Annotated in this window: 15 protein-coding genes; 11 read left to right on the plus strand and 4 right to left on the minus strand. The window is 76.3% G+C overall.

Going from position 1 to position 12,857, the window contains the following annotated elements; genetic code table 11:
- Positions 1–97: 97 nt before the first annotated feature.
- The 3 genes from pstS to ACK586_RS01120 all read right to left on the minus strand — a co-directional run bounded on the left by pstS (position 98) and on the right by ACK586_RS01120 (position 3,185).
- A complete protein-coding gene (pstS, locus tag ACK586_RS01110) occupies positions 98–1,198 on the minus strand; it encodes a phosphate ABC transporter substrate-binding protein PstS (RefSeq protein ID WP_409328613.1) in 1,101 nt (366 codons plus the stop codon).
- Between the two features lie 282 nt (positions 1,199–1,480).
- Positions 1,481–2,422, minus strand: a complete 942-nt coding sequence (gene mshD, locus ACK586_RS01115) for a mycothiol synthase (protein ID WP_409328655.1) — start codon at positions 2,420–2,422, stop codon at positions 1,481–1,483.
- A 7-nt stretch (positions 2,423–2,429) separates the two neighbouring features.
- Entirely contained in the window at positions 2,430–3,185 is a 756-nt protein-coding gene (locus ACK586_RS01120; protein ID WP_409328614.1) for a winged helix-turn-helix transcriptional regulator, read from the minus strand.
- 85 nt (positions 3,186–3,270) lie between these two features.
- Here ACK586_RS01120 and ACK586_RS01125 point away from each other — a divergent pair, with 85 nt between their 5' ends.
- The 8 genes from ACK586_RS01125 (at position 3,271) to ACK586_RS01160 (ending at position 8,738) form a co-directional block, all read left to right on the plus strand.
- Positions 3,271–4,086 (plus strand): alpha/beta hydrolase, encoded by an 816-nt coding sequence (locus ACK586_RS01125; protein ID WP_409328615.1) that lies wholly within the window; start codon positions 3,271–3,273, stop codon positions 4,084–4,086.
- 76 nt (positions 4,087–4,162) lie between these two features.
- The gene (locus tag ACK586_RS01130; protein ID WP_409328616.1) at positions 4,163–5,002 is read left to right on the plus strand and encodes a hypothetical protein; all 840 of its coding nucleotides are present in this window, start codon (positions 4,163–4,165) and stop codon (positions 5,000–5,002) included.
- Between the two features lie 14 nt (positions 5,003–5,016).
- Positions 5,017–5,706 carry an LmeA family phospholipid-binding protein gene (locus tag ACK586_RS01135; protein ID WP_409328617.1) on the plus strand — a complete coding sequence of 230 codons (690 nt, stop codon included), beginning with the start codon at positions 5,017–5,019 and terminating at the stop codon, positions 5,704–5,706.
- A 48-nt stretch (positions 5,707–5,754) separates the two neighbouring features.
- Complete coding sequence (locus ACK586_RS01140) at positions 5,755–6,216, plus strand: TlpA family protein disulfide reductase (RefSeq protein ID WP_409328618.1); 462 nt, start codon at positions 5,755–5,757, stop codon at positions 6,214–6,216.
- 151 nt (positions 6,217–6,367) lie between these two features.
- Positions 6,368–6,802: a DUF4395 domain-containing protein gene (locus tag ACK586_RS01145; protein ID WP_409328619.1), complete on the plus strand. Its 435-nt coding sequence runs from the start codon at positions 6,368–6,370 to the stop codon at positions 6,800–6,802.
- 36 nt (positions 6,803–6,838) lie between these two features.
- A complete protein-coding gene (locus ACK586_RS01150; RefSeq protein ID WP_409328620.1) occupies positions 6,839–7,666 on the plus strand; it encodes a sulfurtransferase in 828 nt (275 codons plus the stop codon).
- A gap of 11 nt (positions 7,667–7,677) precedes the next feature.
- Positions 7,678–7,965 carry a DUF1416 domain-containing protein gene (locus ACK586_RS01155; RefSeq protein WP_409328621.1) on the plus strand — a complete coding sequence of 96 codons (288 nt, stop codon included), beginning with the start codon at positions 7,678–7,680 and terminating at the stop codon, positions 7,963–7,965.
- 155 nt (positions 7,966–8,120) lie between these two features.
- On the plus strand, positions 8,121–8,738 hold the full coding sequence (locus tag ACK586_RS01160) for an NADPH-dependent F420 reductase (protein ID WP_409328622.1): 618 nt from the start codon (positions 8,121–8,123) through the stop codon (positions 8,736–8,738).
- 1 nt (position 8,739) lies between these two features.
- Here ACK586_RS01160 and ACK586_RS01165 read toward each other — a convergent pair whose 3' ends face one another.
- Complete coding sequence (locus ACK586_RS01165) at positions 8,740–9,417, minus strand: TetR/AcrR family transcriptional regulator (RefSeq protein ID WP_409328623.1); 678 nt, start codon at positions 9,415–9,417, stop codon at positions 8,740–8,742.
- Between the two features lie 127 nt (positions 9,418–9,544).
- Here ACK586_RS01165 and ACK586_RS01170 point away from each other — a divergent pair, with 127 nt between their 5' ends.
- From ACK586_RS01170 to ACK586_RS01180, 3 genes are all read left to right on the plus strand, one after another.
- On the plus strand, positions 9,545–10,474 hold the full coding sequence (locus ACK586_RS01170) for an NAD-dependent epimerase/dehydratase family protein (RefSeq protein ID WP_409328624.1): 930 nt from the start codon (positions 9,545–9,547) through the stop codon (positions 10,472–10,474).
- A gap of 136 nt (positions 10,475–10,610) precedes the next feature.
- Positions 10,611–11,144, plus strand: a complete 534-nt coding sequence (locus tag ACK586_RS01175; RefSeq protein WP_409328625.1) for a heme-binding beta-barrel domain-containing protein — start codon at positions 10,611–10,613, stop codon at positions 11,142–11,144.
- Positions 11,141–12,811 (plus strand): DUF885 domain-containing protein, encoded by a 1,671-nt coding sequence (locus ACK586_RS01180; RefSeq protein ID WP_409328626.1) that lies wholly within the window; start codon positions 11,141–11,143, stop codon positions 12,809–12,811. The genes ACK586_RS01175 and ACK586_RS01180 overlap by 4 nt, the downstream gene beginning before the upstream one ends.
- The last annotated feature ends 46 nt before the right edge of the window (positions 12,812–12,857 follow it).

The raw sequence follows: 12,857 nt of genomic DNA on the forward strand, positions 1-12,857 counted from the left end.
GGCTCGCGCGCCCCCCCCCCCCCCCCCCCCGCCCCCCCCCCCCCCCCCCCCCCCCCCCCCCCCCCCCCCCCCCCCCCCCCCCCGCGGGGTACCGGTCTCAGCCGGCGGTGATGGCGTCGACCGCGGTCTGCGCCTGCTCGCGCAGGGCGTCGGAGATCGGGGCGTTGCCGGCGTTGTCGGCGGCAGCCTGCTGGCCGTCCTCGCTGATCACGTACTGCATGAAGGCCTGCACGTTGTCGGCGGTGGACTGGTCGTCGTACTGGACGCAGCCGATGTGGTAGCTGATCAGGACGATCGGGTACTCGCCGGACCCCTCGGTCTGCCGGTTGACCTCGATGGCGAAGTCGTACTCGCCGCGGCCCTCGACGGCCGGGGAGTTCTCGACGACCGCCGCGGCCGCCTCGGCGCTGGGCCCGACGTAGTCCTCGCCGACACCGACGTTGACGACGCCGAGGTCACCGGCCCGGCTGGCGTCGGCGTAGGTCACCGCACCCGCGGTGCTGGTGACGACCTCGATGACGCCGGAGGTGCCGTTGGCGGCCTCGCCGCCGGGCAGCGGCCACACGCCGTCCGGCTCGGAGGTCCAGACCTCGGGGGCGGCCTGGTTCAGGTAGTCCGTGAAGTTGTCGGTCGTCCCCGAGTCGTCGGCGCGGTGGACCGGCGTGATCGTGGTGTCCGGCAGCGTGGCGTCGGGGTTCTCCTCCGCGATGGCCGGGTCGTTCCACGTGGTGATGTCGCCGGTGAAGATGCCGGCGATGACGTCCGGCGAGAGGTCGAGCTCGTCGACGCCCTCCAGGTTGAAGACGACCGCGATCGGCGAGATGTAGTTCGGCAGCTCGAAGACCTCACCGTCGCCGGCGCACCGCTCCTGGGCCTGGGTCAGCTCCTCGTCGTCCAGCGCGGCGTCGGAGCCGGCGAACGCGGTGGTCCCGGCCAGGAACTGCTCGCGCCCGGCGCCGGATCCGGCCGGGTCGTAGCTGAACTGGACGTCGGGGTACTCGCCCTGGAACCCGGCCTGCCACGCCTCCATGGCGGCCTGCTGGCTGCTGGCGCCGGCGCCGGCGAGCTGGCCGCTCAGCTCCTGCGTGTCGCCGCCACCGCCGTTGCCGCTGCCGCCACCGGCGGTGTCGCCGGACTCGTTGTCGGCGCCACAGGCGGCCAGCGCGAGCGTGGCGGCCAGCGCGGTGGAGAGGGCCAAGGTGCGCGTCCTGCTGCGCAGCATCAAGTCAGTGCCTTTCGGAGGGTGCCCGGGCCTCGATGCCGGGCAGCGCGGATCCAACGTGCAGCGACGCTAGGGAGCCGAGGTGACCGCCTCCGGGTGCACCGGTGAACGCGCGGTGAACGGGTCCTGTGATGCCCGATACGCCTGCATGTCGGCCGGGCGAGATCCGGGTGAACGACCCGCGTGGACTGTCGCATGACGGTCCGGTAACGGCAATGGTGGGGGGTTGGACGACGTCCCGGGCCGGTCCCGGGCCGGTCAGCGCACCGGCGCGCGACGCCAGGAGACGTCGACGGCGTACCGGGTGAAGCCGCGCCGCTCGTACAGCCCCACCGCGGGCGCGTTGTCGGCCTCCACGTAGAGCAGGACCTCGCGCAGCCCGAGGTCGCGCAGGTGCGCCAGCCCGGTGTCGGTCAGGGCCCGGCCGAGGCCGCCGCCCTGCGCGTCGGGGTCGATCCCGAGCACGTAGACCTCGCCGATCGCCTCGTCGCCGGTGTCCCCGGGCGGGTGGACCTTGGTCCAGTGGAAGCCGAGCAGCGTGCCGCCATTGTCGGGGTCGCCGCGCCAGGCCAGGAAGAAGCCGGCCGGGTCGAACCACGGCTCGGCCTCGCGCAGCGCCAGGTCCTCGGCGCTCCAGCCGCCCTGCTCCGGATGGGTGGCGAAGGCGCGGGCGTTGACGCGCAGCCACGCGGCCTCGTCCCGGCCCGGCCGGAACGGGAGCACCCGGACGCCCTCGGGCAGCGCGGGCGGGCCGGACCCGACGCCGGCCAGGTCGCGCCGCATCTGCAGCAGCGTCCGGGCGCGCTGGTAGCCGCCGTGGGCCGCGAGCGCGGCCGCGCCGGGCAGGTCGCCGTGCGCCCAGACCCGCAGCGGCCGGTCCCCGGCGAGGGACTGCAGCCGGCCCAGCAGGGCCCGACCGGTGCCGCGCCCCCTGGCGTCGGGGTGGACGGCGAGCTCCCCCTCGGCGTCGCCGGTGCCGTCCCCGCCCTCGAACCGGGCGTAGCCGACGACCGTGCCGCCGGACTCGGCCAGCACGTCGCGGCCGCCGGCCGGACCGCCGTGCTGCAGGCGCAGCTCGGCCTCCTCGGAGACGGGGCGGACGCCGTCGGCGGCCGTGGCGGCGCGCAGCACCGCCAGCACGGCGGCGGCGTGGGCGGGGTCCAGCCGGGACGTGTCCCGGATGGTGGCGGGGGAGCTCAGGGCCGGCTCAGCGCAGCGGGGCGGTGGTGCGGTCCGCGGCGGCCGGCGGCTCGGCCGCCCGCGCCGCCGCGGCGGTCGCGTCGGCGACCTGCTGGTCGAGCTTGTAGCCGACGTTGCGGACCGTGCCGATCAGCGCCTCGTGCTCGGTGCCGAGCTTGGCCCGCAGCCGGCGGACGTGGACGTCGACGGTCCGGGTGCCGCCGAAGTAGTCGTAGCCCCAGATCTCCTGCAGCAGCTGGGCCCGGGAGAAGACCCGACCCGGGTGCTGGGCCAGGTACTTGAGGAGCTCGAACTCCTTGTAGGTCAGGTCGAGCGGGCGCCCGCGGAGCTTGGCCGAGTAGCTGTGCTCGTCGATCACCAGCTCGCCGGCCTGGGTGATGCCCCCGTCGGGACCGTCGGCCGGCGTGGCGGCGGCCAGGCGCCGGGCGGTGGCCCACTTCAGCCGGGCGTCCACCTCGGCCGGGCCGGCGGTGTCGAGAAGCACGTCGTCGACGCCCCAGTCGGCCGACAGCGCCACGAGCCCGCCCTCGGCCAGGACGGCGACCAGCGCCGAGGCCACCCCGGTCGACGACAGCAGGCCGCACAGCGTCCGGGCCTGGATGAGGTCGTACCGGGCATCGACGAGCACCACGTCGCCGGAGTCGCCGTCGAGGAGGCTGGAGAGCTCCGGGGCCACCACGCGGACCTGGTGGCCGAGCAGCCCGAGCGCGGGCAGCACCTCGGTCGTCGCCTGGCGCGCTGCGGTCATGAGCACGAGTCGCATGTCGTCTCCTCACGGAGCCGGGGACGACGGGCGTCGTCCGGGGGCCCACGACAGCGCTGTCGGGTGAGCCCGCAGGATAGCCGACGTGTCGCCCGATCCCCTCCTCCCGACGGGGCGCCGCCCGGTCGAGCTGCTGCCCGGCGCCCGGCCGGCGGAGGTCGTGACCGCCGACGGGGTCCGCCTGTCCGGCGTCGTCGTCCCGGCACGGCCGGCTCCCCGGGCCGGGCGGGCCGTGACCTTCGTGGTCGCGCACGGCTTCACCAACTCCACCGCCCGGCCCGGTTTCCGGCGGCTGGCCGGGTGGCTGCGCCGCTTCGGCGAGGTGCGCGCCGTGGACTTCCGCGGGCACGGCCGGTCCGGCGGCGTCAGCGGGACCGGCGGGGACCCGGAACTGCTCGACGTCGACGCCGCGGTGGCCGCCGCCCGGGCCGACGGCGCCGCCGCGGTCGTGACGCTGGGGATGTCGATGGGCGGCGGCGCGGTCCTCCGGCAGGCGGCGCTCGGCCGGCACCGGCCCGACGCGGTCGTGAGCGTCAGCGCGGTCAGCCGCTGGTACGTGCGCGACACGGCGTCCATGCGCCGCGTGCACTGGCTGCTCGAGACGACCCCGGGCCGGCGGCTGGGTGCCCGCGCCGTCCGGCTGCGGCTGGGTCCGCCGTGGCTCACCCCGCCGTCCGCGCCGCTGGAGGTGGTCAGCCGGATCGCCCCCACCCCGCTGCTGCTCGTGCACGGCGACCGGGACGGCTACTTCCCGCTCGAGCACTTCCGCGCGCTGGCCGAGGCGGCCGGGCCGGGCGCCACGGCGTGGGTGGTCCCGGGGTTCGGACACGCCGAGAGCGGCGCCACCGCTCCGCTCGTCGAGCGGATCGGCCGCTGGGTGTCTGCGACGATCGGCACGTGAGCGGGCGTGCGAGCTCACGCGGATGCAGAGCACGGCCGCGGGGGACGCGGCTGACCGGTGCCGGCGAGGAGGACGCGTGACAGCCGCTCCACCCGACGTCGACGCCGACGTCCCGGCGCGGGCGCACCACCTGCCCGCGGCCCTGGCCGCCGCCGTCGGGACGGCGCTGCTGGTGCTGCTGCCCGACGCGGCCGGCGAGCGCGGCACGCTCGCCGCGGTCCTCCTGCTGCAGGTGGCGCTGGTGGCGGCGTGGGTACCGGCCGCCGGCGTCCCCGGGGGCGCCGGGGTGCCGGTGATCGGGCTCGCCGCGGCCGCCGCGGCCGACGCCCTGCTGGTCCTCCCCGACGACCCGCAGCTGGGCGCCCTGGTGGCGGTGCCCGGGGTGGCCTTCGTCGCCGCCGTCCTGCACCAGATGCTGCGCCGCGCCCCGCGCGCGGACGTCGTCGGCTCGCTGGCCGGCGTCCTGCTGCTGGTCTGCGCCGTCTGCGCGCTGGCGGTGCTGCTGCGGCTGCCCGACACCGCGGACGGGCTGCGCCCCGCGGCGACCGCCGCGCTCGTGGTGGGCGCGGCGCTGGTCGCCGGCCACCTCGTCGACGCGGTGATCCCGCGGCCGCAGGTCGCCGACGGCATCGAGTGCGGGATCCTGGGCCTGCTCGTCGCGCTGCTGGCCGGGACCGGCGTCGCGCTGCTGCGCCACTCCCCGGGCGGGCTGGGCGACACGCTGTCGTCGGTGACGGTGGGGCTGGTCCTGGCCGGTGTGGCGGCGCTGGTCGGGCTGGCGGGCAGCTACGTCGTGGTGGGCAGCGGCGGGCGCGGCCGCGGGCACGCGGTGGCGGCGCCGGTGCTGCAGGCCGTTCTGCCGTTCGCCGCGGCCGGCCCGGTGGCGTTCTCGCTGGCCCTGCAGACGGCGTTCTGAGGCGGCCGGCGAGCGTGCGTGCCCTGCTGGTGGTCCTCGTGGTCCTGCTCGGCCTGGCCGCGGTCGCCGACCGCGTCGCCGTCGGGATCGCCGAGGACCGGGTGGCCGAGGCGATCGCCACCGAGGGCGAGCTCGCCGGCCCTCCGGACGTGTCCATCGAGGGCTGGCCGTTCCTCACCCAGGCGATGGGCGGCACCTACGAGGACGTGCGGATCAGCCTCTCCGCCGCCGACCTCGGCCAGCCCGAGGGCACCACGGCCGACGTCCGGCTGCAGGGGGTGCGCGTCCCGCTGTCCGACGTCCTCGACGGCTCGGTCACCGAGATCCCGGTCGACCGCATCGACGGGACGGTGACGCTGTCCTACGAGCTGCTCTCCCGGGAACTGGGCACCGACACCACCCTGGCGCCCGAGGGCGGCGGTCTGCGGCTGACGAAGACGGTGCGGGTGCTCGGCTTCGAGGTCCCGCTCACCGCGGTCGGCACGGTCGTCCTGCAGGGCCAGGAGCTGGTGATCGACGTCGACGAGGCCGGCGCCGCCGGGGTCGACCTCCCCGGCTCGGTGGTGGCGGCAGCCGCCGACGCGCTCGACCTGCGGTACGCCGTCGACCTCCCCTTCGGCCTCGAGCTCACCTCGGTGAGCCCCGGGGACGACGGGGTGCGCGTCACCGGCGGCGCCGTCGACACGGTGCTGCGCGGCGGCTGACCGGGGCGAGGGAATGCCGGGGCACGCCGGGGCGCTGGGACCCCGGTGATGGACGCCACGGGACCGGTCGCGCTCGCCGTCGCGCTGCTCGTCACCGCGGCGGCGGCCTGGTGGCTGCGCGCCCGCAGCGGCGCCCTGCGCCGGCCCGCGACCGGAGGGGAGGACGGCGTGACCCGGTCCGGATCGGCGGAGCTGCGGGTGCTGGCGGAGCTCGGCGTCCACCCGGGTGGGGCCGACCTGACCGTCGTCCAGTTCTCCACGGCCTTCTGCGGGCCCTGCCGCGCGACCCGCGCCCGGCTGCAGCAGCTGCAGCGGACCCGGCCGGGGCTGGCCTACGTGCACGTGGACGCCGAGAGCCACCTCGAGCAGGTGCGTGCGCTGGACGTCCGGCGCACCCCCACCCTGTTCTACGTGGACCGGGACGGGCAGCTGGTGGGCCGCAGCAGCGGCGCCCCGCGACCGGAGGAGCTCACCGCGGTGGTGGACGCCCACACCACGGGCCCGGCGTGATCGGTTACGCTCGCCCCGTGGGCCTCCTGCTGACCTCGCGCCGCACAGTGGACCTGTGCCGCGTCGGCAGCTGCCTGTGTCCGACTCCCTGAGGGCAGGCCCCGCCCGCCCAGACGTGCCCTGACCGCCGTCTCCCGAGAGTCGCTCCGCCATGTCTGTTGAGCACGTGTCCGTCGACGTGCGCGGTCCCCGCTTCGCCGCGTGGGTCACCAGCGCCGTCCTGGCCCTCGCCCTGCTGCTCGGCTCCGGCTGGGTCGTGGCCGCGCAGGCCGTCGTCTTCGCCGTGGGTGCGTTCGCCGGCCTGCGGTACGCGCCCTACGGGGTGGTCTTCCGCGCCCTGGTCGCGCCGCGGCTGGGTCCGGTCCGGGAGCGGGAGCCCGAGGCGCCGCTGCGGTTCGCGCAGCTCGTCGGGCTGCTGTTCGCCCTCGCCGGCGCCGCCGGTTACCTGCTCGGCGCGCCGGTCGTCGGGGCCGTCGCCACCGGCGCCGCCCTCGTGGCGGCCCTGCTCAACGCGGCCACGGGCTTCTGCCTGGGCTGCGAGCTCCACCTGCTCGTCCGGCGGGCACTGCCCGCCCGCACCGCCTGACCGCACGCACACCCACCACAGGGAGGAACACCCCCCATGAGCCGCAACGACGTGCTCGTCACCGTCGACTGGGTCCAGGAGCACCTCGGTGACCCCGGCATCGTCCTCGTGGAGGTCGACGAGGACACCAGCGCCTACGACGGCGGCCACATCGAGGGCGCCGTGAAGCTGGACTGGAAGCAGGACCTCCAGGACCCGCTCCGCCGCGACTACGTCGACAAGTCCGGTTTCGAGGCGCTGCTGTCCAGCCGCGGCATCGGCAACGACGACACCGTGATCCTGTACGGCGGCAACAACAACTGGTTCGCCGCCTACGCCTACTGGTACTTCACGATCTACGGCCACCGGGACGTCAAGCTCATGGACGGCGGCCGCAAGAAGTGGGAGCTCGACGGCCGCCCGCTGTCGAAGGACGCGGTGGAGCGCCCGGCCACGCAGTACCAGGCGCAGGACCCGGACTTCTCCATCCGCGCCTTCCGCGACGAGGTCGTCGCCGCGATCGGCAGCAAGAACCTGGTCGACGTCCGCTCGCCCGACGAGTTCTCCGGCAAGATCCTCGCTCCGGCGCACCTGCCGCAGGAGCAGTCGCAGCGCCCCGGTCACGTGCCCACGGCGATCAACATCCCGTGGAGCAAGGCGGCCAACGAGGACGGCACCTTCAAGTCCGACGAGGAGCTGGCGAAGCTGTACGCGGAGCAGGGCTTCGACGACAGCAGGGAGACCATCGCCTACTGCCGGATCGGTGAGCGGTCGAGCCACACGTGGTTCGTGCTCCAGGAGCTGCTCGGCAAGAAGAACGTCAAGAACTACGACGGCAGCTGGGTCGAGTACGGCTCGCTCGTCGGCGTCCCGATCGAGAAGTGAGCTGATCAGACATGTGCGCAGCACCCAAGCAGGGCGGGACCCTCGTCGACGTGGGGAACCAGACGGTCATCCAGGGGCAGGTCTGGCACGACGGCGCCCCGGTCGCCGGCGCCTACGTCCGGCTCCTGGACGCCACGGACGAGTTCACCGCCGAGGTCGTGACCAGCCCGGAGGGGGAGTTCCGCTTCTTCGCCGCTCCGGGTGAGTGGAAGCTCCGCTCGCTGGCCCAGGTCGGCAAGGGCGAGCGCGTCGTCGAGGCCGAGGTCGGCCTGAACGAGACCACCCTCGTCATCGAGTGACGGCATACCCCACCACGATCGGGTGACCCGGTCGTGGTGGGTCCCCGCAGCGCCCCGCGCGGCTCCGGCCGGCGGGGCGCTGCGGCGTTCGCGGGCCGCGCCCGCTGCTCCGGCGACCCTTGCCCGGGCCGGGAGCCGTGCGGTGCACTGGTGGTATGCGGATCGCCGTCCTGGGGAGCGGGGCCGTGGGCCAGGCGCTGGCCCGGGGGTACGCCGGGCACGGGCACCAGGTGCGCCTCGGCACCCGGCAGGGCGACGTCGCCGGGCTGCCGGTGGCCCCGCCGGCCGAGGCCGTGCGCGACGCCGAGCTCGTCGTCCTGGCGGTGCTGGGCAGCGCCGCGGTCGACGTGGTGACCCCGCTGGCCGGGGAGCTCGCGGGGAAGGTCCTCGTCGACGCGACCAACCCGCTGGACACCTCGTCCGGGGCCCCGCAGCTGTTCGTGGGCCACACGGACTCGCTCGGTGAGCAGGTGCAGCGCGCCGTCCCGGCGGCGCGGGTGGTGAAGGCCTACAACACCGTCGGCAACGCGCTGATGGTGGATCCCCAGCTGCCCGGCGGGCCGCCGACGATGTTCATCGCCGGGGACGACCCGGGGGCCAAGGAGGTCGTCACCGGCCTGCTGCGCGAGACGGGGTGGGACGTCGCCGACCTCGGCGGCATCGAGGCGAGCCGCTGGCTGGAGCCCATGTGCCTGGCCTGGGTCGCCCACGGCGTCCGGTCCGGCCGCTGGGGGCACGCGTTCCGGCTCCTGCGGCCCGCCGGCGACGCGTAGCTCACAGGCCGATCAGCCGGGCCAGCTCCGCCATGGCGCGGTCGAAGTACCGGTCGGCGTCGGTCAGGGAGCCGACGAAGTGGCCGAACAGCTCGAAGCCGATGGTCCCGTGGACCGAGCTCCAGGCCAGGAGGGCGCGGGCGCGCACCGCGTCGGTCAGCGCCGGGTGCTCGCCGCCGAGGAGGGCCGCGGCGCCGTCGGTGACGAGGGGGTCGCCCGGCTCGGGAGGGCTCTCGGCGAGGGCGCCGGCGCGGGCCGCGTCCCCGAGGATCCGGCCCATCACGACGCCGACCCGCGAGGCGGCCGGCACGGTGTCCGGCGGTGCCGCGTAGCCCGGCACGGGGGAGCCGTAGAGGAGCGCGTACTCGTGCGGGTGGGACAGCGCCCGGGCGCGGACGGCGCGGCAGACCGCCAGCCAGCGCTGCACCGGGGGAGCGGCGGGGTCGTCGGCCGCCTCGGCGGCCTCTCCCAGGGCGTCGTAGCCCTCGATGATCAGGCGGGTGAGCAGGTCGTCGCGGCTCGGGAAGTAGCGGTAGACGGCGGAGGAGGCCATGCCGACCTCGCGGGCCACCGCGCGCAGCGACAGCGCGGCGGCCCCGACCTCGGCGAGCTGCCGGCGGGCGGCCTCGGTGATCTCGCCGGTGATCTCGGCGCGGACGCGCTCGCGGGCGGTGGGCACCCGGCGATCGTGCCCGCCGAGATCACCGCACGCAAGAGAGAGCACCGCTCTTGACCCGCGCCCCGGTACGTGCGAACGTCGTCCTTGAACGAGAGCACCGCTCTCGTCGAGTGGTGGGGAGGCCGGCGTGGCACTGCACGTGATCGTGGGCAAGGGGCCGGTGGGGACGACGACGGCGGAGGTGCTGGCCGCCCGGGGGCACCGCGTGCGGGTGCTGTCCCGCAGCGGCGGCAGCTCGACCGCGACGGTCGAGCACCGGCGGGTCGACGCCGCCGACCCCGCCGCCCTCACCGAGGCCGCGCGCGGCGCCGACGTGCTCTACAACGCCGTCAACCCCGCCTACCACCGCTGGCCCACCGACTGGCCGCCGGTCGCCGCCGCGCTGCTGGCGACGGCCGAGCGCACCGGCGCCGTCCTGGTGACGATGGGCACCCTCTACGGCTACGGCCGCCCGTCCGGTGTCATGACGCCGGACTCGCCCCTCGCGGCGACCGACACCAAGGGCCGGGTGCGCACCCGGATGTGGGCCGACGCCCTCGCCGCCCACCGGGCCGGCCGGATCCGGACGACCGAGGCGCGCGCCGCCGACTTCGTGGGCCCGCAGGTGCCGGCCGCGCAGTCGCACCTGGTCCGCCAGCTGCCCGCCGTCCGCCGCGGCCGCCGTGCCTGGGTCGTCGGCGACCCCGACGCCCCGCGCTCGTGGAGCTACCTGCCCGACGTCGCGGCCACGCTGGCCACCCTCGGCACGGACGACCGGGCGCTGGGCCGGGCCTGGCACGTGCCGAGCAGCCCCCCGCGCTCGCAGCGCGGGGCGATCGCCGACCTGTGCGCCGCGGCCGGCCGCCCGGCGATCTCGGTGAGCGGCATCCCGTGGCCGGTGCTGCGGGCGGTGGGTGCCTTCTCGCCGACGATGCGGGAGGTCGTCGACGTCCGGCACCAGTTCGACCGGCCCTACCTGATGGACGCCACCGCCACCACCGGGACGTTCGGTCTCACCGCGACGCCGTGGGCCGAGGTCGTCGCGGCGACCGTCGGCGCGGTGCCCGCGGCCGCCTGAGCGGGTCGGCCCGCCGGCGTCCTACGGTGGGACGCATGGTCGCTGCCTGGGTCCTCGTCACCCTGGCGTCGCTGGCTGCCCTCGGCAGCGGGTACGGCGCCGTCCGCATCGCCCGGGGTCCCCGGGGGTCGCGCAGGTGACCGGCCCGACGGAGCTGCCGGTCGAGGACACCGTCGACGTCCGCACCGGCCCGGAGGTCGCCCACGAGCTGCTGGGCCTGCTGCCGCTGCTCGGCGAGTGGCACGGCGAGGGCGTGAGCGCGGGCTCCGGAGGGGACCGGCGGTTCGGCCAGTGGATGCGCTTCGCGCACGACGGCCGGGGCTTCCTCGCCTACGAGTCGCGCACCTGGCTCGTCGGGGACGACGGGAAGCCGGCCGGTCCGGACGCGCGGGAGGCCGGCTTCTGGCGCCCGCGCGGGGCCGACGACGTCGAGCTGCTGGTGGCCGACCCCGCCGGCCTGGTGGAGCTCTACGTCGGCCGGGCGCGGACGACGACCAGCTGGGAGCTCACCTCCGACGTCCTGGCGCGCACCCCGGACGGGCCGGACACCACCCGCGCCGTCCGGCTGTACGGCGTGGTCGACGGCGCGCTGATGTACGCGATCGACCGGGCCTCGGGCGACGCGCCGCTGCGGCCCACGATGTCGGCGCGCCTCGACCGCCTCCGGTGAGCACGGCCCGGCAGCTCGCCGACCGGTACGTCGGGCAGCTGTGCGAGCTGGACCCGCTGGTCGCGACGTCGCTGGGGAGCGCGTCCGACCGGCTCCCGGACCCCTCGCCGGAGGGTCTGGAGGCGCGGGCCGAGCTGGCCCGCCGCACCCTCGCCGAGCTCGCCGGCGTGCCGTCCGACGAGCCCGGCGCCCGGCGCTGCGCCCGGTTGCTGCGCGAGCGGCTGTCCGCCGACCTCGCGCTGCACGAGGCGGGTGAGGGGCTGCGCGAGTTGTCGAACCTGTTCAGCCCGGTGCACGCGATCCGCCAGGTCTTCATGCTCATGCCGGCCGACACCGAGGAGGACTGGTCCCTCCTGGCCCGGCGGATGGCCGGGGTCCCGGCGGCCTACCGCGGGTTCGTCGCGTCCCTGCGGGAGGGGGCGTGCCGCAACCTGCTGGTGGCTCCGCGGCAGGTGGCGACCGTGGTCGGGCAGCTGGACACCTGGCTGGCCGGCCCGTGGTTCGGCACCTTCGCCGCCCGCGGCCCGGAGGGGCTGCGCCGGGACCTGGCCGCGGCGGCCGCGGCGGCCGACGGCGCCGTCGCCGAGGTCCGCGACTTCCTGCGCGAGGAGTACCTGCCCCGTGCCGAGGGGACGCCGGACGCCGTGGGCCGCGACCGCTACGCCCTCGCCGCCCGCCGGTGGACCGGGGCCGACCTCGGCGCCGACGGCCGGCTCGAGGAGGCCTACGCCTTCGGCTGGGACGAGCACCACCGGCTGCTGGACCAGCAGCGGAGGGCGGCCGCAGAGGTGCTGGACGGCTCCGGCGGCTCCCCGCTCGAGGCGATGCGCTGGGTGGAGCGGCACGGCCCGGCGGTGGACGGCGTGCAGGCCACCCGTGCGTACCTGCAGGGCGTCACGGACCGGGCGATCGACGCGCTCGACGGGGCCCACTTCGACATCGCCGCGCCGCTGCGCCGGGTCGAGGCGGTCGTGTCCCCGCCGGGCAGCGCGGCCGGCGCCTACTACACCCAGCCGTCCCAGGACTTCTCCCGGCCCGGACGGACCTGGCTGCCGGTGCTCGGCCGGGAGCGCTTCCCGCTGTGGGACCTGGTGTCGATCTGGTACCACGAGGGCGTCCCGGGCCACCACCTGCAGCTGGCCCAGTGGGTGCTGCGCGCCGGGGACCTGTCGACCTTCCAGACGTCGGTCGGGATGGTCGGCGCCGACATCGAGGGCTGGGCGCTGTACGCCGAGCGGCTCATGGACGAGCTCGGCTACTTCACCGAACCCTGGGCGCGGCTGGGCTACCTCGACGGCCAGCAGCTGCGGGCCATGCGCGTCGTCGTCGACCTGGGCATGCACCTGGGGCTGCCGGTCCCGGCCGACGCCGGCGGCGTCCTCGCCGAGCACCGGGGCCGGTCGTGGACACCCGCGCTCGCGCGCGCCTTCCTCGGTGAGCACAGCGGGAGCACGACGGCGTTCCTGGACAGCGAGCTGGTGCGCTACCTCGGCGTCCCCGGGCAGGCGATCAGCTACAAGCTCGGCGAGCGGGCGTGGCTCGCCGGGCGGGCGGCGGCGCGGCGCCGCAGCGGGGCGGCGTTCGACCTGCGCGCCTGGCACATGGCCGCGCTCTCGCAGGGCTCGCTGGGCCTGGACGACCTCGGCTCCGAGCTCGCCACCCTCTGACGACGCCGAAGTGGCCACTTCGGCGGGCGTGTGGCGCGCGACCCTT

Source organism: Trujillonella humicola, assembly GCF_046233715.1.
Lineage (GTDB): Bacteria > Actinomycetota > Actinomycetes > Mycobacteriales > Geodermatophilaceae > Trujillonella > Trujillonella humicola.

Excerpts from the sequence above, each read along its gene's own strand:
- ACK586_RS01120 (WP_409328614.1), bottom strand. The coding sequence starts at position 3,185 with ATGCGACTCGTGCTCATGACCGCAGCGCGCCAGGCGACGACCGAGGTG.
- ACK586_RS01140 (WP_409328618.1), top strand. The coding sequence starts at position 5,755 with ATGGACGCCACGGGACCGGTCGCGCTCGCCGTCGCGCTGCTCGTCACC.
- ACK586_RS01145 (WP_409328619.1), top strand. The coding sequence starts at position 6,368 with ATGTCTGTTGAGCACGTGTCCGTCGACGTGCGCGGTCCCCGCTTCGCC.
- ACK586_RS01150 (WP_409328620.1), top strand. The coding sequence starts at position 6,839 with ATGAGCCGCAACGACGTGCTCGTCACCGTCGACTGGGTCCAGGAGCAC.
- ACK586_RS01155 (WP_409328621.1), top strand. The coding sequence starts at position 7,678 with ATGTGCGCAGCACCCAAGCAGGGCGGGACCCTCGTCGACGTGGGGAAC.
- ACK586_RS01160 (WP_409328622.1), top strand. The coding sequence starts at position 8,121 with ATGCGGATCGCCGTCCTGGGGAGCGGGGCCGTGGGCCAGGCGCTGGCC.